Source organism: Acidiferrobacterales bacterium (assembly GCA_028820695.1).
Classification (GTDB): domain Bacteria; phylum Pseudomonadota; class Gammaproteobacteria; order Arenicellales; family JAJDZL01; genus JAJDZL01.
The window spans coordinates 1-23,081 of the sequence record JAPPIB010000022.1 but is presented as its reverse complement, the minus strand read 5'-3'; the positions used below and the strand labels follow the sequence as shown (position 1 = coordinate 23,081).

The following is a 23,081-nucleotide window of genomic DNA, read 5'->3' as shown; positions in this document are numbered from 1 at the left end:
CCCCCTTGCGATCGCGAGTCATACCAACGGTTTTCAGTTAACGAAAATGCCTCTTACCAGTGCTTAATTTATATATGACCGAATAATTTGTCAAATTTTTTTCCTCATGGCAGCAATTGTTGTGTGGACACCTCTCGGATTGCGAGAGCAAGGTTTGCGAATCATGAGCAAAACTCATATATCAAGCGCTATCGCTCCATAGTCAGAACCGTTGCCTATGCGGCAGGCTTCGTATCCGTACAAGATACATGGCACAAGCTTGTTTCGCTTCATTGCCGCGGCAATCGATCAGGCCCAAAGCCGCTTTCGTTCAATGGTCGGCATTGTCAGGCCGGTCGGAAGATCGCTGATTGTCAATGTTCCTTTGTGACTTTCGCAAGCGTCTCATTGTGAACAGGAGATTGATCGCGAGCACTGCGAAGGTAATGCCGTATGCACTCCACACGAACTTGCCATGTCCGCCCATCGCAACGAATTCGGCAAAACTCATCTGACTGAACCGACTTCCTGTACCCAGCGGCTCGAACGCTCATATTCCAGAATTAACGCCTTGGCCTGAAGCAACAGCAGGTAGAAGAAGAAAAAGGTGAATCCCACCCACATCAGCAGCAACGGTGCCAGCATGCTTGAATGAATTGACGGCGCGCCGAACTTGGTGATCGATGCGGTCTGATGCAGCGTATGCCACCACAATACCGAGTAGTGGATGATTGGAATGTTCACCACGCCAGCGAGCAGCAGGATTGCCCCTGCCTGCTGTGCCTTGGTCCGGTCCTGAATCGCCGACTGCAGTGCGATGAATCCAAGATACAGGAATAACAGGATGAGTTCGGATGTCAGGCGAGCGTCCCATGCCCACCAGGCACCCCACATCGGCTTGCCCCAGATCGATCCGGTTGCCAGTGTGATGAAGGTGAAAGAGGCTCCGGCAACGGCTGCTGCGGTACTCAGCAGATGTGCGATCTTGATTCGCCAGATCAGTCCGATTGCGGCATTGAACGCCATGAATACATAGATGAACATCGACATCCAGGCCGATGGCACGTGCACGAACATGATCCGATACCCATCGCCTTGCTGATAGTCCGGCGGCGCGACAAACAGTCCCAGGTACAGGGCGCTGATGATGCAAATCGCCGCCAGGATGCCCAGCCATGGCGTCAGCACACCGGCGAGACTGAAAAAGTATTTCGCCGAACCGAGGCGGTGAAACCACAGGAACATGGGTCAATCCCCTGCCATCAGTCGCAGGGAGCCGGCGGTAGCGAATGGCGCGACCGTGAGACTGAACACCAGGAAAGCGCCCAGCAGTGACAGGTGCCCGCCGACCGGTTGCTGCGACGCGGCTGCCGCGACAGCCAGAACCGAAAAGATGAGGACCGGTATACAAAGCGGCAGTGTCAGCAGAGATAGCAAAACGCCCGATTTTCTCTGGCTGACGACCAGTGCCGCGCCGAATGCGCCAACAAGACTGAATACGGGTGTGCTCAAGGCGACCGTCACCGCAAGTATGGAATTGGAGTAGGAATCAAGATTCATTAGTATACCCAGTACCGGACTGACCGCAATCAGCGGAAGTCCGGTGGACAGCCAGTGAGCGAGTGTCTTGGCGAGTACAAGTGCGGATAATGCGGATGGCGCCAGCAACAGCTGCTCGAGGGTTCCATCCTCATAGTCGTCACGGAATATCCCATCGAGCGACAGCATGGCCGATAGCAATGCGGCTGCCCAGACCACACCGGGACCGATTGTTGAGAGTTTCTCCAGGTCCCCGCCGGCCGCAAACGAGAATATCGTAACCGCCACGACGAAGAAAATAACCGGGGTCGCCAGATCACCCGGATTTCGGAATGCCAGCAGCAGGTCGCGTCGCAACAGCGACAGGAATGGACTGTTCATGACAGGGTTCCCAGATGAATCTCATTCGTCCTGAATCGATCGAAGTCGACGGGTTGGTGTGATGTTGCGATACACAGACCTTCGGATGTGAGATGCTCAGCGACCAGACCAGACACCATTTGCCGGGCGGTTTCGTCCAGCCCTGTAAACGGCTCATCCAGCAGCCAGAGCCGGGCATTCGAAATCACAAGTCGTGCCAATGCGACGCGGCGCTTCTGTCCGGCTGAGAGATATCGGCATGGAATGTGAGCGAGAGACGCGATGCCAAGCCGGTCCAGTGCCTGTGTCAGGCTCACGCGCGGGTCCGTTGAGTTGACCTGATGAAAGAACTTCAGGTTTTCGACAGGTGTCAGGTCGCCCTTGATACCGTTGTCATGTCCGACGTAAGCCAGTGCCCGATGGAATTCTGCTTCACAGTCTGTAAGCGAGACGCCACCCCAGAAAACCGTACCTTCATCCGGACGAATCAGTCCGCACAACATTCGCAACAAGGTGGTTTTACCGGCACCGTTTGATCCGCGTACATAGACGACTTCTCCCGGCAGTGCCTGAAAACTCAGATCGCGAAACAGTTCAAGGTCGCTTCGCGTTCCTTTCAGATCTCGAACCTCAAGCACTTGTCATTTCCTTCCGCGGCGTCTGCTCCAAGAACCAGGTGTCATGGCGGAATCAACCCGATTCTACCGATCCCGGGAGGGTGGAGAAAAAGTTGCTTCACTGCGCATGGCTGTCAATGACATCGTGCGGATGCAATTGTATTTCGGGATGGAGCACATCGACTGCGACTAACGGATTGCCGGCGGATTGCCGGGTCAGTGATTCAGTTGACAGGTAAAGCCGGACGATACGACGGTAGCGCTACAGCCCAACGCAAGAGACTGGGATTGACGTCATGAAAACACCGCCCCGTTCGGGGAATCTTTCAACATACTCTTGTTCAATGGCCGAGACCGCGTTCGCAACAGTCTCAATCACTTCGTACGGTGCAAGAACATTCAGCAATTTGGTTTTCTCAGAGATTACCCGATTGACTGCATGGTCGTAGTGCTGACCGTACACATCGATTACGGTCAGGCCGCCTGGAAATCGAGGCGTAATGACGTCCCTGAGAAACTGATTCCAGTCCTCCTCGCTGACAGCCTCCGGATTGTCTGGGGTTCCGCGGCCGAAGTACAGGTTGAAAGTCACCCAGGGAGACATGCCTGGCGGACAAGCCACTTCATGGGCGCTCGTCGGCTGGCTGACTGACGAGATCATGAAAAAAACGAAAAGGCCAATCACGCCGGACTTGATTGCGGAGCGGATTTTCATATTCATTGGGAGTCGACTTGATCACCATCGGATTATACAAACTTGCCTCAGTCGAGGTTTGATGGCTCTCGTTCCAGCCAGTCCGATCCGTTCAGATCCAGGGATCCCGGAAACACGTGCAGTGAAGTATCGAAGTTTTTCTATATTGCAGTGTTTTGGCAGTACGATCGTTGTGAGTTCGACGGGATCAAGCCACTTTGTCTGTATACCCTTGTTCCGTTAAATCTCTTTGAGTCGATAATACAAATTGATTCCAGCGCCAAAAATTCTTGTTTGCATGTTCATCCTCAAAAAAGCAGGGACTGCTCAGAAGCAGTCCCTGAGCCGACAGCACGCTGCCGGCGGGTAAACTATGTATTAATAGTACAGTACTAACTTAACATTTTCGACAATTGATTCTTCCAGTTAGTCCCTATCGCCGCTAGAAAATGCAGCCAAAACCCAATTTCAGAAACAGGACTTACGCCCGCAGGGAAAGTCGGATCACGCAGGCGCAGCAACGTGCTCTCGCAGAGCTCTCGCATCGCTATGTCGTACACCGCGGTGAGTCAGAGATCAAACTGTCCGAGCTGCTCCCCGGTGCTGATCGCTACGCCGTCGAGATTGGATTTGGTGACGGCGATGCCCTGGTGGAACTCGCCGCCGACAATCCGACTACGGGGTATGTCGGGATTGAAGTCTATCGCCCTGGAATAGGCAAGTGCCTGATGTCATTGGATCGCCGCGGACTGGATAATGTCCGGATCTGTGCCCGGGATGCTCGGGACGTCCTGCGCGATTGCCGGCCTCGGGCAAGCCTCGCCGCAATTTACGTTCTCTTTCCCGATCCGTGGCCGAAGAAACGACATCACAAGCGACGGCTGATGAACCCGGAGTTCGTCGATCTGTGTGCTGACTGCCTGCAGGCTGCGGGACGGATTTATTTTTCCACCGACTGGCCCGACTATGCGCAGGCTGCCCTCAGACATCTTGAGTCCAATGACAGAATTGATAATGTTGCCGGGTCAGACCGTTTTTACACCGGTGAGAGACTGCGTCCGCAAACCCGCTACGAGCTCAAAGCGCTGGCCCGCGGTGACCGGATCTATGATCTCGTTTTTGAACGCCGAGTGCGGTGAGTGGACGCCATCCGCTTTCAGTTGCCTCACAATTGCTCAATACGATCTCCACGTCCGACAATGACAATGTCAGCAGGCCGCCGTGCAAAGATACCGTTGGTGACCACGCCGGCAATATTATTGAGCTTGGCTTCAATCTCGGGCGGGTTCAGCAGGTCAAGGTTGCGTACATCCAAAATCTCATTGCCGTTGTCGGTTGTGAATCCGGCGCGAATTTCAGGCAATCCGCCCATGGCGATGATTTGCCTGGCAATCTGGCTGCGAGCCAATGGAATGACTTCTACCGGAAGCGGGAACGTTCCCAATACATCGACTACCTTTGTTTCGTCGACGATGCACACAAATTTTTCGCTGGCGGCAGCGACAATTTTCTCTCGTGTCAGTGCGCCGCCACCCCCCTTGATCAGGTGGCGATTTGCAGTGGCTTCATCAGCGCCATCGACGTAAATCGGCAACCGCCCGGTACGATTCAGGTCGAGCACCGGTATGCCCAACTCCCTCAACCGCCGTTCGGTTTCGATTGAACTCGCGACAGTACCATCAATTTTCCCTCTGATACCCGCAAGCAGCTCAATGAAAATATTCGCGGTTGAGCCGGTACCGACACCTACGATATCACCGAGTTCGACCTGATCGAGCGCAGCTTGTGCTGCCGCGTGCTTCATCCCTTGCGTATTCAATTCGAAGCCTGCCTGTGCGTTGCGATTGAATTGGCATTGTACAGCACACCCTGATATTGCATTTCGGCAGTCTGGGCATCGTCCGCCACAGCCAGCTCATTGGTCTTCGTTCACGTGCACCACGTGCAGTATATGCTTTGCCCTGGAGCAGCCGACGTAGTCATCAGTATTGTGATCATCACTGATTTTCGATAACGATGCTGTCAGCAGCACAACCGCATCCGCTTCAAGTCCCTTGAACTGGTGCAGGGATGCGATCAGTATGCTTTCGTCGTTTCGCCATTGATTGATGGCGTCAGCTATCTGAGTGACTCTCGCCTTGTCCGGCCAATGCTTTTTGGCATATCCTGGTGTCAGGATGACTACCTGGGAAAATTTAAGCCCATGCCCGTCAGCTCGACAAAGTTCACCGACAATCCGCTGAGCTTTCTTGAATGCTGATTGCCAGCCGCTCTCATGATGGATTTGCGGCGACACGCCAGACGGCATGTCCGCCTTGGTCGTAACCGGCTCGTTGATGATGGCGGCGCAGTGCTCTGCGATTTGTGTTGTATTGCGGCAGTTCGTGTTCAGTACAAAAGGGTTTCCGAATCCGTCCGGCAGATCGACCGTGTTGGACTTGCCGAACTTTTGCCACGGGTCATAGAATATGTAATAGCATGACTTGTGATCGGGGTCTCGAAATACATACTCGATACTGGTCCACCACAGAAGCTGGAAGTCCTGTCCCTCATCGACGATAACCGCATCGAATTTATGTTCGTCCGGCAGACGATCACAGGCTTCAGCGAGTCGACTCGGCGCCACATCATTCCAGAAGCTCTGGTCTGATGCACTGTCGGAGTCGATGAATTCAATTCCTGCCAATCTGCAAAAGTCGTCGGCGAGACTGTGAAAGGTACTGATCGAGAGCAGGTCTGCGAACTCATCTGATACAGTTTCCAGCAACCAGTCCTTCAGTGCGCGGTTGTAGCAGACCAAAAGGGTTCGAATCCCGTTGGCTGCCAATTGTTGCGCCTTGGCGATGGCGAGCAGGGTCTTTCCGGTGCCTGCACCGCCCCTGATGGCCGCGATGCTGTGCTCGCTGAGCGAGCTGAGCAGATTCTTCTGATCTTCGGTAGTGCGATGCAACATCAATTCCTGATCTTCAATCGTCCGATAAAGGACCGGCACAATCTCGAATTTTGGCAACAGGGCATGTTGAAGCTGCCTGAGCTGTGTTGCGCTCATGCTGACAGCTGATTTGCGTGAGAAAAGCCGGATTACCCGCCTTATACCCTTTGACATCTGTTTGAGCGTGTTCGCGTCGAATATCTGTTCTCGCTGCACACCCGCTGGAAGCGGTCCATGAAAGATGCCGTCCGGAAACATGACGGCGCAACCATAGGTATGGGGAAACCTTTCAAGCTTCAGGTTTGAAGCGGCGAATTCGACGATCGCGTGCATATTGCGGGAGACCTGTGCGAAGGGGTCCTTGATCGGCATGGAATCACCGTCGCCGGATCGAACGCGAACCCACACGCCCTCATCCGGCAGATATTTGACGATCCCGCCTTTCACCTCGACAAACAGAACTCCTCGGTCCGGGTCAATCACCACGAAGTCGCACTCTCCCTCAACAATTGTGCAGGACTCGCGTCGCACCCAATTGAAGCTATGGATTACGACATTGTTTTCCGGAAGCTGCTCAACCAGAACGGTCGCGACTTTCCGTTCAGATCCATTTCGGATCTCTGACAGGTTTAACTTCGGTACGAGGCGGGCCATGTTTGTGTTGTGATTCTCTCGACCGGCAATGAATTCACTGCGATCTGAACATCCTTTCGGTGTCGGAAGATGTCGATGACGACCAGGCGACGGGCATTATAATCTGCGAGACGCATTTGCAGCCGTGATTGATCCGAATCGGAACCGAAAAATGAAATTGCATATCCTGAATGATCTGCATGTCGAATTCGAAGACTTCAACGTCCCGGAAACAGACGCGGACGCGGTCATTCTTGCGGGCGATATCGGTGTTGGATTCGGTGGACTGGAGTGGGCATCAAGGTGCATCACCGACAAACCCGTCATCTATATTCCGGGCAATCACGAATTCTACGGTCATGACATTCGGTTGGTGGATCAGCTCAAGGAGAGCGCAGCCGAACATGTTCACGTCCTGGATAACGACGAGATGACCATCAACGGCGTGCGATTTCTCGGTTGCACATTGTGGACTGACTTCAAGATCAATGGCGCGGCCGGTGAAGTCCAGGCTATTTTGGCAGCCAGATCCAGGATGTCGGATTTTTCCCGGATCAGCATGGATGGCGAGAGATTCGACCCCAATGACTCAGTGGTGCTGCATGAAACAAGCCGAGCTTGGCTGTCTGACCGGCTCGCTGAGCATTCCCCCGGAGCGACCGTCGTTATCACGCATCATGCCCCGTCATCGAAATCCAGGCATCCGAGGTTTGAGAGTGACCCCCTGAATCCCGCATTCTTGAGTGATCTGGAACCCCTGATGGGTGGCGATCGGGTACAGCTGTGGCTGCATGGGCATATGCACGACTCCTTCGACTACGATGTGGACGGTACCAGGGTAGTCTGCAATCCGCGGGGCTACTCACCCTTTGCGCTGAATGCGGACTTCCGTTCGGATCTGATCATAGAGGTCTGATTGGGTGCTGAAACGGACAGGGCTGTTGTCGCGATGAAAGAAAGGGGGTTTAAGTCAGGACTTGGTCTATCGATCATATCGATTGCATCGCTCGCGGCTTCGACAGACGTGTACGCCCAGCTCGAATCCCAAGGCCCCTTGCTCTTCGATGGCATTGCCACACCCTGGCAGACTATTCTGATGATCGGGATCGGTGTCGGGATTTTGCTGTCGCTTGCGCCTTTTGTCACTGACATGCTGGATGCAGCAGCGAGAATGACCGCATTGCGGGACAAGCGCCAAACTGACAGACCATCGGGCAGGTTCATGCCGTTTTTAGCCTGCCTTACCGGCGCGGTGCTGGCAGCGGCGCTTATTTCTGGAAATTTGGGTGGAGTTGATATCGGTCGGTTGCTGGCAAATGAGACGTGGATGCCGATCGTCTTGGGAGCGATTCTTATCCTATCGGCTCTTTCGCTGTTCGGACTTTATCAGATACGAATTCCAAACGCATTGCTGGCGGATGATCGACCTGGCCCCTCGCCCCCGGTTGCCTATCGCTTTTTGTTGCTGTGTGGATTCGGCTTCTTGCCGGTGCTTGTCCTGGTCGCAATTGTTGCGCCACTATTCTTACCGGTGTCTGTCATGGCGGACTCCTCGCTATTTTTTGCGGCCGTTGTGGTTTTTGCGCTGATGTGGAGCGTCCTGTTGATCACAGCACCCCAACGCATGAAGCAGATCCTGACACTGATTGAGCGCCGCGACAGCGACCGGAAGCTCCCGGCCAGACGGTTGCTGGGAATTTTGCAGGTCGCGGCAGTGATTCACCTTCTGGGCGAGATTCCTGATGTTCCTGTACTGCTGCTTTGGGGACTGCTGCTCGTCCTGACGGCGGTATATCTCGGCGCGGGTCAAATGAGTGCATCAACACCAAGCTCTTCAGACCGATTGCTCAAGGGAGCTGGAATTGCGGTGATGGTCTGGGGCGGCGTTGTTCTCGTCGGAGCATCCGCAGGCAACCGTGACATCACCGACCCGTTGCCTCAATTGAGCAGGATCATCGCCGGCGGTGGCCTGACCGACGTGAACGACGCAGGCAATGCCGGGTCGAAGCTTTTCACCTACGTCACGGGCGCGGATGAGTTTGATCAGTTGCTGAACGATGCGAAAGCGATCGGCCGTCCTGTCATGCTGGACTTTTTTGCCGACTGGTGTCTGGATTGCAAGAGAATGGATCGCAGCACATTCAGGGATCCGACAGTTGTCGCTCGCCTGCAGGAGGATTTTCTTGCACTCAAGCTCGACGTGACGGATCCTGATGATGAATTCGGGCGCAGTACAAGAAAGCGACTCGGAGTTTTCGGCCCGCCGGCCCTGGTGTTTTTTGACGAGCAGGGAAACTACCTCGACGGGCTTCTTTCGTACGGGTTTCTCGACACCGAAGAGCTGCTGCAGCTCCTGTCGGAAGTTTCGAGCTGAGGTCGCGGGTTTCCTGACACAGTCTGTCGGGTGAGTTGCAGACCGAATCCAGCGAGTTGCCCACCCGATCTCCTCGCCTGTCAAGTCCATCAGGTCGTACAAATGTGCGCGTGGCAAAAAATCTGATTGCTATAATTTTTTGAACATCGCCCGAATCGATTTTCGATTCCCTCGCTCAACATGATCAGCTGGTATGTGTTTTCAGATTTATTCGACTGTTTTTCCTGGATTGCCATGGTAAAGGACTATCTTCAGCGGATCTTGCTGGCCAGGGTTTATGAGATTGCCGAGGAGACCGCCCTGGACTATGCATCGAATCTCTCGCGTCGGCTCGATCACGACATCTGGCTCAAGCGCGAAGACGAACAACCCATCTTCTCCTTCAAGCTTCGAGGCGCCTACAACAAGATGACGAGACTGTCGCAGGCGGACCTCAAAAAGGGAGTCGTTGCGGCCTCGGCAGGTAATCACGCCCAGGGCGTTGCGCTCGCGGGGCGGAAACTGAACTGTCCGGTGACGATCTTCATGCCGGTCACGAGTCCGCAGATCAAGGTCAAGTCAGTCAGGGCGCTCGGTGCCGAAGTCATGCTGGTAGGAGACAGTTACGACGAGGCGGGCGTGGCGGCCGCCGAGTTCTGCAAGCGTCATGGCTTCCGTTTCATTCCACCGTATGACGATCCGGAAATCATTGCGGGCAACGGAACGATTGGACGGGAGATCATACAGTCAGTTCCTGATGGATTGGATGCGGTATTCGTACCCGTCGGCGGTGGCGGACTGATCGCAGGTGTGGCGACCTACATCAAGAACGTCGATGCAAAAGTCAAAGTGATCGGGGTCGAGCCTGAGGATTCGGACGCGATGTATCGGTCAATGCAGGCGGACCGAAGAATCAAGCTCAAGGACGTGGGCATTTTCGCGGACGGTGTCGCAGTCAAGCAGGTCGGTCGTGAGACTTTCCGACTCGTACGTCTTTATGTTGATCAGATCGTTCGGGTCAATACCGATCAGGTTTGTGCCGCGATCAAGGATATCTTTGAGGACACCCGAAGTATTGTGGAACCGTCGGGGGCTTTGGCTGTAGCGGGAATGAAGGAGTACTGCCGGAATCTCAGTGGCCGCAGACGCAAGTTCGTCGCGATCAATTCCGGTGCCAACATGAATTTTGATCGACTGCGGCACGTTTCCGAACGGGCGGAGATCGGTGAGCGAAGGGAAGCGATTCTCGCCGTGACCATTCCCGAAAGGCCAGGCAGCTTCAAGAAGTTCTGTTCAACCATCGGAAACCGGAACATCACGGAATTCAATTATCGTTTTTCTGACCCGGAGCAGGCTCATGTCTACGCCGGCATTCAGGTCGAGAGCGAGCGGGAAGTTGTCAATTGCATAGAGGATCTTGAAGCAAATGGATACCCTGTGCTGAACCTGACAGATAATGAGATGGCGAAGATCCATGTTCGGCACATGGTCGGCGGAAGTGCGCCGAATGCATCCAACGAGAAGGTCTATCGATTCCAGTTTCCCGAGCGGCCCGGCGCGCTCTTGGGGTTTTTGGAGAATATGGGAAGTTCCTGGAATATCAGTATGTTTCACTACCGCAATCACGGCACCGACTTCGGTCGGGTACTGTGCGGAATCCAGATTCCACCGAATGAAATGGCACAGTTCAGGACATTTCTGGATAGGGTGGGCTATGCCTACGTCGATGAATCGGACAACCCAGTCTACAGGATGTTCCTGACGTAGGTTTTTTGCGGGAATAGCTGTGAACGTACCGACCGAATTGAATGACGTGGAGTTTGTGGGTGTCTATGTTGTCCCGGGCGAAGCGCCGGTCGCGGCATTGAAAGATCTGGCCGGTACGCAGTTGTTTGATCGGCAGGGCCTGACCTGGCGAATTCAGGAAAAGAGGAAGATTGGCAGGAATTCGAAAGCTGAGGAGCAGGCGCTCGCCATTATCAACGAGTACGATGAGTCGAACAACGGACTCAGCTGACCGACTCCAAACCCCTGCAAGCCGCGACCCGGCAGTCGGCGAGATTCCGTGGTCGCACACTGATCCATTTCCGCAACTGTTGCCGGGTGAGGTCCACTTGTGGTCGACAACGCTGGATACAGGTCCGGAACGCATCAGATATCTGGAAAGTTTAATGGACCGTCACGAGATGCGACGGGCCGCGCGGTACAGAGTCGAACTCTCGCGCCAGCGGTTCATTTGTGCCAGAGGCATTCTCAAGGAACTGCTCGGCAGATATGCTGCTGTCGAACCCGACAGGATTTCATTCAAACTGGGAAATCTTGGCAAGCCTTATCTTCCGGACCATATCTCCTCCGACCTGCAATTCAATTCGACCGATACGAGGCACGAAGCGGTATTCGCATTTTGCAGATCTGCCGAAATTGGCGTTGATATCGAATTTCTGACCCGAAAGGTAAGGCATCGGGAAATTGCACAAAGAAAATTTTCCAGCCAGGAGCACGAGCAGTACCTGAAACATGCCCCATCGCAGCAAAAGAGATTTTTCTTAAAGATTTGGACCCGAAAGGAAGCTTACGGCAAAGCCAGAGGGGTTGGGATCAGATACCGTCTCAACAGCGTGAATCTGGTCGATGATGCAGGTTCGGACCGGTTCGCCATTCGCGACGAGATCGGCGCGATATGGGAAGTCGTCCAATTTTTCCGTGAGCCTGACATCACCGCGTCGGTGGTGATTGCGGGTACGGGATGGCAATTCCGACGCTTTCGGTTGCCGGACGCCGCCTCTGTGCCGCAGCGCAGTCAATCGCCAGTGGACAGAGATACGATGTAGTTCCACTGTTGCTTGGTAACGGGTGTGATCGACAGCCGATTTCCTTTCTGCACAACCCGCATCTCGGCAAGCGGTTCGTGCTGTTTCAGTTCTGTCAGCGAGATGATGTCGGGGAATATGGTATCGAGGCGGACATCGAACATCAGCCAGCGAGGATTGTCCGGATCACTTTTGGGATCGAAGTATTTTTCGGTCTCATCAAACGCGGTGTGATCTGGATAGGCTTCCCGGACGATCCGCATCGTACCGACGATGCCTGGAACCTTGCATCGGGAATGATAGAAAAAAGCCAGATCTCCAGCCTTCATGTCATCGCGGATGAAATTGCGCACCTGGTAGTTTCGAATCCCATCCCAGTAGTCTGTCTGACCCGGTTCAGCGGCCAAGTCATGTATGGAGTAGACATCGGGTTCACTTTTCATCAGCCAATAGTTCATGAGTCACACTTCAGGGTTTGTTGCCTTGGGAGAGTTGTCTGCAAAATCACATCGCTGCCACCCGATTTCAGCGAGTAACGGCATATGTTACCGGCCCAATGAGAACCGATGATTCCAACCAGCGTCCGGACCCTCCGGGAAGTCGGCTCTGCACTGACATCCGCGGTCATTCTATCATGTATGGAGGCAGTCTGTATTTCGCGCTGGATCACGGTTCGAAGTGATAGATCCGTTGATCGGTAACTGCCCCGCTCAGCGGGACATCCCAAGTGTTGCGACCGATGTGCTCCAAGTGTTGGAATTCGTGAGCGACTCCCAGAACATAGGGACGTTGCCAGTTGCCGGGCAGATTCAGCTGGCGCAGGGACCGGTCGTAAAAACCACCGCCCATGCCGATACGGTTCCCGTGACTGTCGAATGCGACCAGTGGCGTCAATACAAGGTCAAGTTGCCTGGCGAACAGCCATCCATCCCTCGCCAGGTCGGGTTCGGGAATGCCGAACCGGTTGAGCCGCAACGTCGCTCCGGCCCTGAATCGTCCGAACAGCAGTCGATTCTCGCCACCGCGGTACAACACCGGAAGATAGCATTGCTTGTGCTGGGTCAAAGATCTGATCAGGGCGCGGGTAAGATCGATCTCCCCGTCGTTCGGCCAGAAAAACGCAATTCTGCGGCTGGTCAGATAAATGGGATGTTTTTGCAGCTGATCGGCTACACGCTGGGACGCAAGAACTTGCTGCTGACGGGTGAGAGATCTTCGGCGCGACCGAATTTCTCTTCTGATACTCGATTGGCAAGAAGACATGAATGGTGCAAAAATCAAAAGCCGCCCGCACGTGCCGCGTCGTCACCGGAAAACCTTGAACCAACTTGTTCAAGTGGGTGACTGGTGTGCCGACATCAGGTGCTTTGCGACAAGGCAACGCTCACAACAGTCGACTCATTTTGTCCCCGAATTATCCTTTAGGTTCAAAAGCGATAGGTCGACTCGAACACTACAGGCGGCAGTTAACAATTGCCGATGCCAGGAATTATAGAGTCAATCGGCCAAAGTTGCGTCAATTTTGTCAATCAAGTCGTCGAAGTCGAGTTGATTTTCCGGACTGCTGTTTTCGATGATTTGGGCAGCGAAGTTCAACGCCGCGATAATGACAGCCGATTCAAAGGTTACAGCGGTGGTGGCCGATGAATTCTGAATGATGGAGATTTCCGCGTTCAGCGCACTCGCGGCATTGAGCAAACTCTGCCGTTGGTCCAAAGCGCACGCAAGAGAGACATGTCGGCCTCCGACCTTGATCTTTAAAATTTGTGAATGCTCGTTCAAAATCAGTTTTTCATTCATTGTCAGTTGGCTTTCTTCAAGTTGCTGATGATGTCCTTGACCTTACGACTTGCCCTTCGGTTGCTGTCGTAGAGCAGTTGGTTGGAAACTGACAGTTCATTGTTCTTTTTGCGCAACCGAACATTCTCCGATCTCAGCTCATCGTGCCTGGCAATCAGTTCGAGAACCTTCTGTTCAAGTAAATCAGTTTTGCTTGGTTTTTCGGTCATGGTTTCGGCGGTCAGTCCCAAATGAGATTATGCTTTAAGTTCACGTATTGTCAAATTGAATTGGTAAGCGATTTTGGTATCGTGTACCGTCCCAGCGTATGGGGCGAGGGAGTGACCCCGGGTTTATGTCCATGAACCTGGAATATCCATGTCCTCTGAGTGTGGAACGTCTTGCTGTTTCGCATTCCATATCTTGCGTCAGACTGTCGCCGACGAAATTGTTCGATACCGTGTCGAATTGCTAAAATAGGCTCAACTGTTGGAGAATACAAAACCGATCAGGTAATCAGGAGAAAACCATGGTGAACAAACGACGAAGAGACGCACTGAAAGCGATCGGATCCGCTCCTTTGGCTGTAATGGCTGCCGGAACCGTCACATCCGCCGCGGCGACCGAGAACAATGTCGAGGCGGAACTGTGGATGTCAGATGGTTCGGTTTCGGGCTATTTTCTGGAGCCAGAATCAAGCCCTGCCGGTGCGGTCATCCTGATTCATGAATGGTGGGGACTGAACGACCAGATCCGAAATGTTGTACCCCGGTTCGCCGAGGCAGGATTCCTTTCCCTGGCCGTTGATCTTTATCAGGGGCAGGTGACAAACGATCCCGGCACAGCACGGGAACTGATGGGGGATGTCCATCCGGACATCGCGACAGAAACATTGACCACATGGGTCGACTGGTTGCGGGACCATCCCAAAAGCAACGGCAAGGTCGGAACGGTCGGATGGTGTTTTGGCGGTGGATGGTCGCTGAATGCGTCCATTGCAACGCCTGTGGACGCGACTGTCATCTATTATGGACGCTGCGCCAAGGGACGCGAAGAGGTACAGAGCCTCAGCGGTCCGGTCATGGGTCATTTTGCGACCCGCGATGAATGGATCAATCAGGAGATGGTGTCAGGATTCGAACAGGCAATGGATGCTGCAGGCAAGACATACAGCAATTTCTGGTATGAGGCTGATCATGGATTCGCAAATCCTACGACTGCGCGGCACGACGCGGAAGATGCCGGTCTCGCCTGGAATCGAACACTGGAATTTTTCAATCAGCATCTGAGCTGAGGCCGAAATCCGAGATGCAAAGGAGCCTCAAGAATGCAGTTTTTGGAACTGGTCAAACCGATCATGGCGCCGATGACATCCGCAAGATTCCTGAACTTCTTTCGCAGCAGGTGGTCGGTCAGCGTCACCTGATCGATCGGTTGCTGATCGGACTGCTCTGTGGCGGGCATCTGTTGCTTGAGGGCTTCCCCGGCTTGGCCAAGACGCGATCGGTCAAGGAACTTGCAAGTTACATCCAGGGTGAGTTCCATCGTATCCAGTTTACGCCGGATCTGTTGCCGGCCGATTTGACCGGTACGGATATCTATCGTCCGGAAAAAGGAACATTCGAATTTCAGAAAGGCCCTCTGTTTCACGAGATCATCCTGGCCGATGAGATCAACCGGGCACCGGCGAAAGTCCAGTCCGCGTTGCTCGAGGCCATGGAAGAACGCCAGATCACTGTCGGCAACCAGACCTACCGGCTGCCGGATCTGTTCATGGTACTGGCTACCCAGAATCCGATCGAACACGAAGGTACATACCCACTGCCCGAAGCCCAGCGCGACCGCTTTCTCATGCAGGTGAGGGTCGGTTATCCGGATAAGGACCAGGAGCAGGGCATTCTCCGGATCGCCCGTTCGGAAGCCATCGGTGATCGCACGGATACACCCACCGACATGCTGCAAGTCACTCACAGTTCCATTGTCGCGGCTCGGGCGCAGATCTATGAGGTTCACATGGAGCCGATGGTCGAGCAGTACATCATCGAGTTGATCGACGCCTCACGCAACGTCGAGCGCTACGACGCGGACCTTGCGCGCTGGATCCAGATCGGCTCCAGTCCCCGGGGCACTATCGCACTCGACGTGTGCTCGCGCGCGCGAGCCTGGGTGGATGGCCGGGATTATGTTTCGCCCGCAGATGTGCAGCAGGTTGCTTTGGATGTGTTGAGGCACAGATTGCTGCTGACCTTCGAGGCGGATGCCGAAAACGTCGATGTCGATGAGGTGATTCAGAAACTGATCGCGGTGGTTGCGGTACCCTGATCGGAACGGCAGATCATGCTGACCGGAATCGACGTTTCTACACAACAGCTGGTCCGTCTGCGGCCGTTGGCGCACAGTCTGTATTTGAGTGAATTCATGGGTGCCCTCCTGACCGGCGAGACGAGGTCGGCCATCCCGGGGCGCGGGATGGACTATGAGGAGTCCAGAAAATATACCCCCGGCGATGATTCAAGGATGATTGACTGGCGTGTGACCGCCCGTACCGGCAGTGCGCACACCAAGGTATTTCGAGAAGATCGTCAGCGAATGGTATATCTGGTTGTCGATATGTCGTCAACCATGCGATTCGGCACTCGTACCGCGTTCAAGTCAGTGGTCGCGGCGGAGGCTGCATCACTGCTGGCTTGGGCAGCACTTGATCAGGGAAACCTGGTGTCCATTACGGGAATTTCTGACTCGAGACTATACCAGTCGAGATTCGCATCGGTCGCCCGCAGTCTGACCCGACAGCTGGCAGTATTGTCTGACCTCAGTCGAAATACCGAGACTGCCGCCGGCTTCGACGGATTGAGCGAATCACTGGCGTCGATTGCCAAACGCGTGCGGTATGGCGACATGGTCATTGCGCTCAGCGACTTTTCGAGACTTTCAGCGTCCGCGATCCGATCATTCGAATATTTCAGCTCGAAAAGAGCGCTCAGTCTGATTTGGATCTCTGACGCGGTGGAGCGTACCGCGTTACCTGCAGGAAATTACCGGGTTACTGATGGTACCAGCTATGCCGCATTGCGCATCTCGTCCAGACGGCACTCAAGGAAGCTGCAGCGCATTCTGGATGAGAGAAACGAAAGATTCCGCGAGGCGGCGACCCGGGCCCGGGCATCCCTGATCCAGTTGACCCCGGGTGACGATGTATCCATGTCACTCCAAGCGGGTTTCAGTCGCAGGTTGCACGTCAGAAGACTTCCCGCCAGCCGGTGACAGAGTCGTGATCAAGGACTTGTGAATCGATGCGCACATCACACAGAATCAACACCCCGCATTCGATCGTTCGTCATGCCGGTTGACACGTCCTTGCTGGATCAGTTGCGGGATGTCATACCGCCACCGGACCCAGGGTTGTGGCCGCCTGCCATCGGATGGTGGGTGCTTGCAATTTTGCTGATCCTATTGCCGTTCGGAATCAGATATCTGCTCAGCCTTATACGGGAGAATCGCGCAAGACAGCACATCGCGCGGGACATTTCGCAGGCAGTTGCGCTAAAGCCCGACCAGGCTGCGATCAGACTCTCCATTCTTATGCGCCGAGTTGCGATGAGCAAGTTTCCAAACGCTTCTGTGGCGGGACTGACTGGAGAACAATGGCTTGAGTTCCTGGACTCCAGCGGTGAGACAGACCAGTTCACACAGGGCCCCGGTCGTCTGTTGATCACCGCACCTTACGAACGACACCGAGTTGCTGATGTTGACCCGCTCACGCATGTGTGCATGAAATGGGTGACGCACGTCACCTAGGGATGACGGCATGCTGAAATTCGTCTGGATATGGATGCTTGTGCTGCTGCCATTGCCGATCTTGGTGCGTTGGCTGGTCCCCCGAAGTGATCAGATCCTGCCGTCGTTGAGAGCGCCATTTTTCCACGAGGTGACGAGCAATGGCATGACAGCTGATTCGCCTTCCCGAGGATCGATTGTTCTGGCTGCAGTCCTATGGGCCGCGCTGGTGGCTGCGTCCGCCCGCCCGGTTTGGATTCATGACTCTTTCGAGGTTCCGATATCCGGTCGGGACATCCTGATTGCGCTGGATGCATCCGGCAGCATGGACCAGCAGGACTTCTCGCAGAGCAGGCACTCAAGATTCGATGTCGTGAGGCGGATCGCAGGGGAGTTCGTATTGCGCAGGAAGGGCGATCGGGTCGGCTTGATCCTTTTCGGCGATATCCCCTACCTTTATGCGCCTTTGACTTTTGATGTTGATACAGTGCATGAATTTCTCAGCACCTCGCGAACCAGATTCGCCGGTGCCCGAACGGCGATCGGGGACTCGATTGGGCTGGCTGTCAAAGTGCTGCGCGAGCGGCCGGCCGAAAATCGGATCCTGATTCTTCTGACAGACGGTGAGAACTCCGCGGGTTCGATTGAGCCCTTGCAGGCGATGCGATTGGCGATGGACCACGGCATCCGGATCTATACGATTGCGATCGGCGCGCTGCCGCAAACGCCTTCCGCAGCAACCGGGCCGGCAGGCGGGGTGCTCGGCGCGATCGCAGCGGGTACAGGCGGAACATACTTTCATGCATCCAATTCGCGCGATCTGGAAAGAATTTACCATGAGATCGATAGATTTGAACCAATTGAGGATGAGTCAGCACGCAGGGTTATCGCCAAGGAACTTTATCACTGGCCATTGATGCTGTCACTGCTATCGCTGCTGATGCTGGTGTTCTGGAATTCGGTTTCGCTGCGGTTGAGCGATTACACTCGAAGGGAGGTGAGCGATGTCATTTCCGATTGAGTTCGTTTTTCTGAGACCTTGGTGGCTGCTTTTGTTGCTGTTGGGACCATTGCTCGCGTTCGCGATCACCAGGCGGGGTTCAGACAGCTGGGCGACAGTCTGTGATCCTTTGTTATTGCGCCACCTGATCTGCAGTGGAAACAATACGTCCGTAGTGTTTGTCCGCACAGTGGCATTGACAACATGGACGCTCGCAGTTGCAGCGCTTGCCGGACCTGCCTGGGATCGGGAGAAGGCCGATCTTTTTGAAAACCTGGAAGCGACTGTAGTCGTGCTCGATCTATCCCAATCCATGAATTCCACTGACCTGCTTCCCTCAAGGCTTGAGCGGGCACGTTACAAGTCAATTGAGCTGATTGAGAGTCAGAACAGTCGGGCAACCGGTCTCGTCGTGTTTGCTGGAAGCGCCTTCAAGGTTGTTCCTGTGTCAGATGATTTTGCGACATCAACACACCTCCTCCAGTCGGTGCAGACTTCAATGATGCCGGTGCAGGGCAGCAGGGCCAGTCTTGGCATCGAGCAGGCCCGGCAGATGCTGAAGGGATCGGGTTACCGCGCTGGAACCGTTGTCCTGATCGCCGATGAGGTCGACTCAGCCGCTGTCAATGCGGCAAGGGCCTTGCGTGACGACGGATATAGTCTGTCTGTAATCGGAGTCGGAACCGAATCCGGCGCGCCGGTTGTGACGCCGGGCGGTGAGTTCCTCAGAGATCTTGGCGGAAACCTCATCACCGCGACTGTGAACTATTCGGAACTGGCTCAGCTCGCGTCGGCAGGCGGGGGCACTTTCTCTACGATCACGCAAGAGGTGTCGGGTGTTGTTCGTGAGGGGTCCCGGTTTGCTGCTGATGCGACCGGAATTGATGAATCGGTGATTACTGAACAATGGAAGGATCGGGGTCCATATTTGCTGATTTTTCTGCTACCGCTGGCCGCGTTGCTGTATCGACGCGGCTGGCTGCTCGCAGTGACCCTGTTTGTGGTCGTTCCAGCCCAGCAGTCTTTCGCCTTTGAATGGTCCGACCTGTGGCAGCGGCCGGACCAGCGTGCTGCGGCTTCTGTAAAGACGCAGAACTACGATGACCAGGTCATTCAGAAGTTTCCTGAGTGGAACGGTATCGCCCTTTACCGCAGCGAGGAATTCAATCAGGCCGCTTTAGAATTCGCACATTCGGACGATGCTGTTTCCAGGTACAACAGGGGCAATGCACTGGCAAAGTCGGGAGATTATCTCGAAGCGATTGAGCAATACGAGGCTGCATTGCAGAGCGATCCGCAATTTGAAAGTGCCAGGTTCAATCTCGATATCGTGAGGCGTCTGCTGCAGCAACAGGAGATGTCCGCCCCGCCCACCGCATCGGAAAGCGAGGATCAGGCCGCCGATCAGCCGATAGAGTCGAAAGACACAGCACCGGATGACCAGGCTGTCTCATCGAATCAGGCAGATCAGCCCGACGGACAGGATGAGGGAGCTCTGAGTCGTCGCAGCGGGCAGCAGGCAATGGGCAGCGACCGACCGGAGCAGGACGAGAGTCTGACTGAACGCGGCGAATCCGGCGAGCAGATCGAGCTGCAAGCCAATCTGGACGACGAACTGGATCAGGTGATGGAGCAGTGGTTGAGGCAGATTCCGGATGATCCGGGAGGGTTGCTTCGCCGCAAGTTTCATTACGAGTACCTTATCCGCGATGAACCGCGCCCCATGATTCAGCCTTGGTAGTCGCGGAAGAGATATGAAAACTGCGTTGCGTTGCTGGATTCTGGTTGCGATGATCGTGCCGGTCACGGTGTCCGCATCCAATCATTCGAACTCGCTCCAGGCACATCTCGATCGGACGGAAGTCTATCTGGATGAATCCGTCAATCTGATTGTGACTTTTGAAGGTGCCGCCAACGAGGTCAGCGGCAGTCCTGACCTGTCCATGCTCGAAAACGACTTTGACATAGTGAGCGAGTCGACGCAGACGAACATCCAGATCCAAAACGGTGTTTCCAATATTGTGCACAACTGGATATTCGGGATCAGGCCCAAGAAGACCGGCACCCTTGCCATAGCGGGGATTACGATCGGCGGGCACACGACCGAACCGCTGGAGATCGAGGTCAGGGAATTTACCGGAAATGTCCAAAAAGCGGGTGAGGACATGTTTGTGGAGATCGAAGCCACTCCACGGAATCCTTATGTTCAGTCACAGATGGTGTTTATTACCAGACTATTTACTGCCGTCGACATTGCGAGAGGCAGTTTCTCAGACCCTGTCATGGGGTTCGCGGACGTGCAGCGATTGGGCGGTGACCGCAGGTACGAATCAAAGCGAGGCGGCAGGGATTATGCTGTGATCGAAAAGCGTTATGCAGTATTTCCGGAACAGAGCGGAACCTACGAAATTCCTCCGGTGGAATTTACAGGTGTTGTTTCCAGTTATGATCAGGCCACGCTGCAGACGCAGTACCTGCGCAAGCGAATCAGTTCTGAATCGGTAGCTGTCCAGGTTCGTCCAAAACCGCTTTCTTATACGGGCAAGACCTGGTTGCCGGCCAGTGATCTTCAGATTCTGGACTCGTGGGGCGGGCGACTTCCCGATCTGGAGGTTGGCAGACCTGAATCCCGGGAAATCTCAATCGAGGCGGTTGGGTTGCGTGCAATCCAGCTGACGTCTCCGGACTATGAGTCCAGTCAGTCACTGAGAATTTACAGCAATAGCCCCGCCCTGAATACGCATCAGACATTGCGGGCAACAGTTGCCCAGCGCAAGGAGGAATTCGTATTTATCCCGAACGATACGGAAAACCTGACAATACCGGAATTCAGGGTGGTCTGGTGGGACGTTGACGAAGATAGGGAAAAAGTGGCGGTATTGCCAAAGATGACGAACGTGCGCGCGGCATCCGCAATCGCGATGCCTGCGACCGGTGAGTCTGACAGTCAGCCCTCGGCTTCAGCGTCCGCTGACACTTATTTGTCACCGGTAGCCGAAGCTGACCGAATTTGGATGCTGGTCAGCCTTGGAATGCTCGTTATGTGGTTGCTGACGATCGCGGGCTGGTTTCTGAGCCGAAGAAAAAATTTGGCGCTCGATTCAGGTGATTCCGCTAAAGGCGACCGGCACCACCTGACAATCCGAAAGTCTGTCAGTGAAGTCAGAGCGGCCTGTCGTGATGACGATGCAAACGGGGTCGCTGTTGCACTGCTTGACCTGGCTCGTCTATGGTGGCCCGATCGTTCACCGAGAAACCTGATCGACTTCGGCAACAGGGTTGGCGACACCGAATTCAGCCGAGAATTACAGCAACTGGATTTGAATATCTATTCGAACGATCTGCACAACTGGGATGGCGATCAGTTCTGGAAACAGTTTGCTCGCATCCGAAGGACCATACAGACCCCCTCGAAGAGAAAACATGTGAAGTTCCTTTTCGCTCGGTCAAGGCAGCAATCCGACGACCTGTGGTTTGATCAGGAACTCTCGACTGACTGACCCTGGCGTGATCAGGTTAAGTCAAGCTGGGCTGTCTGACCTGTCGGATCAATTGAAACAGCGCGAGACCGAAGAATGTCAGAAAGAAGACCAAAGTCCAGCCTGGAATGCTCAGTCCAAGAAATGTCCATTGGGTCTGTGCGCATTCACCTGTGCCACCGAAAATAATTCGGACTGCATCCATAAATGGATTGTTTGCCAGGATGAAGCCGATTCCTGGAAAGCATTCGGGAACCCTGTCTGACGGAAGATGCTGCAGCCAGACGTGCCGGCCTGCAATCACCGCACCGAATGTCGCAAGCAACATCAGGGCAACGCTGTATCGAATCATTCCAAGTCTGGAAGGATTGTGCACGAACGCGGCGAGGCACATCAGTCCGATCAGCATGATCGCGACTCTTTGCACCATGCACAAGGGGCACGGTTCAAGATACATCACATACTGCATATAGTAGGCAACAGCGATAAATATCGCACAAACAGTGAAGATACCCAGATTGTTGATTCTGAAACTTGTCATTTGCTTCGATTTCGTTTTGTTCCGCAGGCTTAAGCGATCTTTAACAAGCTGTAATTTAAGTAGTTGATACTGTGAACTAAAAAATGGAGTGGCACTACAATGCCTCACCTGCCGGTTATTTTACAACCGGCGCAAGTCAGTGAGCGGCAATTCAAATGACGCCGGTGCGCGTCCAATGATAAGCTGCTTGGAAATTGGCACAGTTCCCATACTGTTTTCACCTTCGAAACCGTCGCTTACCGGAGATTCTCAGCCAACTGCGCCTAGCTGAGCTTCTTAGCCTTGCGCAACTTTTGCAGCGTCAGGTACTCTGTTTCTAATCGGTCAGTTTCAGGAAATGATGCGATTTCGCCGATCTTCTGGAAATTCATCCAATAGTTCATCAATTGAAATGTCCAGCATTTCCTCCCACTCAACGTACCTGTATAAGGGTGTCCCGATTATGGCCCATATTCTTTCAGCAACAAAACTCGAACAGCCGTAGCATCTTGTGCGCCATCGCCTGAGTTTTCGAATTCTGCTGTGAATACATGATGTAGAGGCATTTTCGTTAACTGAAAACCGTTGGTATGACTCGCGATCGCAAGG

Annotated in this window: 25 protein-coding genes and 1 other RNA gene; 13 read left to right on the top strand and 13 right to left on the bottom strand. The window is 54.2% G+C overall.

Features of this window, described 5'->3' with window-relative positions; genetic code table 11:
- Window positions 1-310: 310 nt before the first annotated feature.
- The 5 genes from ccmD to OXI60_02890 form a co-directional block, all read right to left on the bottom strand.
- Window positions 311-490 carry a heme exporter protein CcmD gene (gene ccmD, locus OXI60_02910; protein MDE0308768.1) on the bottom strand — a complete coding sequence of 60 codons (180 nt, stop codon included), beginning with the start codon at window positions 488-490 and terminating at the stop codon, window positions 311-313.
- Window positions 487-1,224 carry a heme ABC transporter permease gene (locus OXI60_02905; protein MDE0308767.1) on the bottom strand — a complete coding sequence of 246 codons (738 nt, stop codon included), beginning with the start codon at window positions 1,222-1,224 and terminating at the stop codon, window positions 487-489. Before OXI60_02905 ends, ccmD begins: the two co-directional genes overlap by 4 nt.
- A 3-nt stretch (window positions 1,225-1,227) precedes the next feature.
- Window positions 1,228-1,899, bottom strand: coding sequence for a heme exporter protein CcmB (gene ccmB / locus OXI60_02900; GenBank protein MDE0308766.1), 672 nt, complete (start codon window positions 1,897-1,899; stop codon window positions 1,228-1,230).
- Complete coding sequence (ccmA, locus tag OXI60_02895; protein MDE0308765.1) at window positions 1,896-2,516, bottom strand: cytochrome c biogenesis heme-transporting ATPase CcmA; 621 nt, start codon at window positions 2,514-2,516, stop codon at window positions 1,896-1,898. Before ccmA ends, ccmB begins: the two co-directional genes overlap by 4 nt.
- Window positions 2,517-2,757: 241 nt before the next feature.
- A complete protein-coding gene (locus OXI60_02890; GenBank protein MDE0308764.1) occupies window positions 2,758-3,216 on the bottom strand; it encodes a DUF3574 domain-containing protein in 459 nt (152 codons plus the stop codon).
- 422 nt (window positions 3,217-3,638) lie between these two features.
- Here OXI60_02890 and trmB point away from each other — a divergent pair, with 422 nt between their 5' ends.
- On the top strand, window positions 3,639-4,328 hold the full coding sequence (gene trmB, locus OXI60_02885; protein MDE0308763.1) for a tRNA (guanosine(46)-N7)-methyltransferase TrmB: 690 nt from the start codon (window positions 3,639-3,641) through the stop codon (window positions 4,326-4,328).
- A gap of 26 nt (window positions 4,329-4,354) precedes the next feature.
- Here trmB and rpiA read toward each other — a convergent pair whose 3' ends face one another.
- Both rpiA and OXI60_02875 read right to left on the bottom strand, forming a co-directional pair.
- Window positions 4,355-4,993, bottom strand: coding sequence for a ribose-5-phosphate isomerase RpiA (gene rpiA, locus OXI60_02880; protein MDE0308762.1), 639 nt, complete (start codon window positions 4,991-4,993; stop codon window positions 4,355-4,357).
- Window positions 4,994-5,104: 111 nt separating this feature from the next.
- Window positions 5,105-6,775, bottom strand: coding sequence for an NERD domain-containing protein (locus OXI60_02875; GenBank protein MDE0308761.1), 1,671 nt, complete (start codon window positions 6,773-6,775; stop codon window positions 5,105-5,107).
- Between the two features lie 151 nt (window positions 6,776-6,926).
- On the opposite strand from OXI60_02875, the gene OXI60_02870 reads away from it, so the two are divergent.
- The 5 genes from OXI60_02870 to OXI60_02850 all read left to right on the top strand — a co-directional run bounded on the left by OXI60_02870 (window position 6,927) and on the right by OXI60_02850 (window position 11,938).
- On the top strand, window positions 6,927-7,670 hold the full coding sequence (locus OXI60_02870) for a metallophosphoesterase (GenBank protein ID MDE0308760.1): 744 nt from the start codon (window positions 6,927-6,929) through the stop codon (window positions 7,668-7,670).
- Entirely contained in the window at window positions 7,671-9,128 is a 1,458-nt protein-coding gene (locus OXI60_02865; protein MDE0308759.1) for a thioredoxin family protein, read from the top strand. It abuts the gene before it with no gap.
- Between the two features lie 234 nt (window positions 9,129-9,362).
- Window positions 9,363-10,874, top strand: a complete 1,512-nt coding sequence (gene ilvA / locus OXI60_02860) for a threonine ammonia-lyase, biosynthetic (protein MDE0308758.1) — start codon at window positions 9,363-9,365, stop codon at window positions 10,872-10,874.
- Between the two features lie 19 nt (window positions 10,875-10,893).
- Window positions 10,894-11,124 (top strand): hypothetical protein, encoded by a 231-nt coding sequence (locus tag OXI60_02855; protein MDE0308757.1) that lies wholly within the window; start codon window positions 10,894-10,896, stop codon window positions 11,122-11,124.
- Window positions 11,099-11,938, top strand: a complete 840-nt coding sequence (locus tag OXI60_02850; protein MDE0308756.1) for a 4'-phosphopantetheinyl transferase superfamily protein — start codon at window positions 11,099-11,101, stop codon at window positions 11,936-11,938. Before OXI60_02855 ends, OXI60_02850 begins: the two co-directional genes overlap by 26 nt.
- On the opposite strand, the gene OXI60_02845 is transcribed toward OXI60_02850, so the two are convergent.
- The 5 genes from OXI60_02845 to OXI60_02825 all read right to left on the bottom strand — a co-directional run bounded on the left by OXI60_02845 (window position 11,908) and on the right by OXI60_02825 (window position 13,926).
- A complete protein-coding gene (locus OXI60_02845; protein MDE0308755.1) occupies window positions 11,908-12,360 on the bottom strand; it encodes an EVE domain-containing protein in 453 nt (150 codons plus the stop codon). The genes OXI60_02850 and OXI60_02845 overlap by 31 nt on opposite strands.
- 223 nt (window positions 12,361-12,583) lie before the next feature.
- Complete coding sequence (locus OXI60_02840; GenBank protein MDE0308754.1) at window positions 12,584-13,180, bottom strand: 5-formyltetrahydrofolate cyclo-ligase; 597 nt, start codon at window positions 13,178-13,180, stop codon at window positions 12,584-12,586.
- 18 nt (window positions 13,181-13,198) lie between these two features.
- Window positions 13,199-13,382: non-coding RNA, 6S RNA (gene ssrS, locus OXI60_02835), on the bottom strand.
- Window positions 13,383-13,414: 32 nt separating this feature from the next.
- On the bottom strand, window positions 13,415-13,717 hold the full coding sequence (locus OXI60_02830; protein MDE0308753.1) for a cell division protein ZapA: 303 nt from the start codon (window positions 13,715-13,717) through the stop codon (window positions 13,415-13,417).
- A gap of 2 nt (window positions 13,718-13,719) precedes the next feature.
- Complete coding sequence (locus OXI60_02825) at window positions 13,720-13,926, bottom strand: hypothetical protein (protein ID MDE0308752.1); 207 nt, start codon at window positions 13,924-13,926, stop codon at window positions 13,720-13,722.
- 299 nt (window positions 13,927-14,225) lie between these two features.
- Here OXI60_02825 and OXI60_02820 point away from each other — a divergent pair, with 299 nt between their 5' ends.
- The 7 genes from OXI60_02820 (at window position 14,226) to OXI60_02790 (ending at window position 21,973) form a co-directional block, all read left to right on the top strand.
- Window positions 14,226-14,990, top strand: a complete 765-nt coding sequence (locus OXI60_02820; protein ID MDE0308751.1) for a dienelactone hydrolase family protein — start codon at window positions 14,226-14,228, stop codon at window positions 14,988-14,990.
- 14 nt (window positions 14,991-15,004) lie between these two features.
- Window positions 15,005-16,018: an AAA family ATPase gene (locus OXI60_02815; GenBank protein ID MDE0308750.1), complete on the top strand. Its 1,014-nt coding sequence runs from the start codon at window positions 15,005-15,007 to the stop codon at window positions 16,016-16,018.
- Between the two features lie 15 nt (window positions 16,019-16,033).
- On the top strand, window positions 16,034-16,960 hold the full coding sequence (locus OXI60_02810; GenBank protein MDE0308749.1) for a DUF58 domain-containing protein: 927 nt from the start codon (window positions 16,034-16,036) through the stop codon (window positions 16,958-16,960).
- 75 nt (window positions 16,961-17,035) lie between these two features.
- A complete protein-coding gene (locus tag OXI60_02805; GenBank protein MDE0308748.1) occupies window positions 17,036-17,494 on the top strand; it encodes a DUF4381 domain-containing protein in 459 nt (152 codons plus the stop codon).
- A gap of 10 nt (window positions 17,495-17,504) precedes the next feature.
- Complete coding sequence (locus OXI60_02800; GenBank protein ID MDE0308747.1) at window positions 17,505-18,494, top strand: VWA domain-containing protein; 990 nt, start codon at window positions 17,505-17,507, stop codon at window positions 18,492-18,494.
- Window positions 18,478-20,214 carry a VWA domain-containing protein gene (locus OXI60_02795; protein ID MDE0308746.1) on the top strand — a complete coding sequence of 579 codons (1,737 nt, stop codon included), beginning with the start codon at window positions 18,478-18,480 and terminating at the stop codon, window positions 20,212-20,214. Before OXI60_02800 ends, OXI60_02795 begins: the two co-directional genes overlap by 17 nt.
- 13 nt (window positions 20,215-20,227) lie before the next feature.
- Complete coding sequence (locus tag OXI60_02790) at window positions 20,228-21,973, top strand: BatD family protein (protein ID MDE0308745.1); 1,746 nt, start codon at window positions 20,228-20,230, stop codon at window positions 21,971-21,973.
- Between the two features lie 16 nt (window positions 21,974-21,989).
- On the opposite strand, the gene OXI60_02785 is transcribed toward OXI60_02790, so the two are convergent.
- Entirely contained in the window at window positions 21,990-22,493 is a 504-nt protein-coding gene (locus OXI60_02785; protein MDE0308744.1) for a disulfide bond formation protein B, read from the bottom strand.
- Window positions 22,494-23,081: the final 588 nt, after the last annotated feature.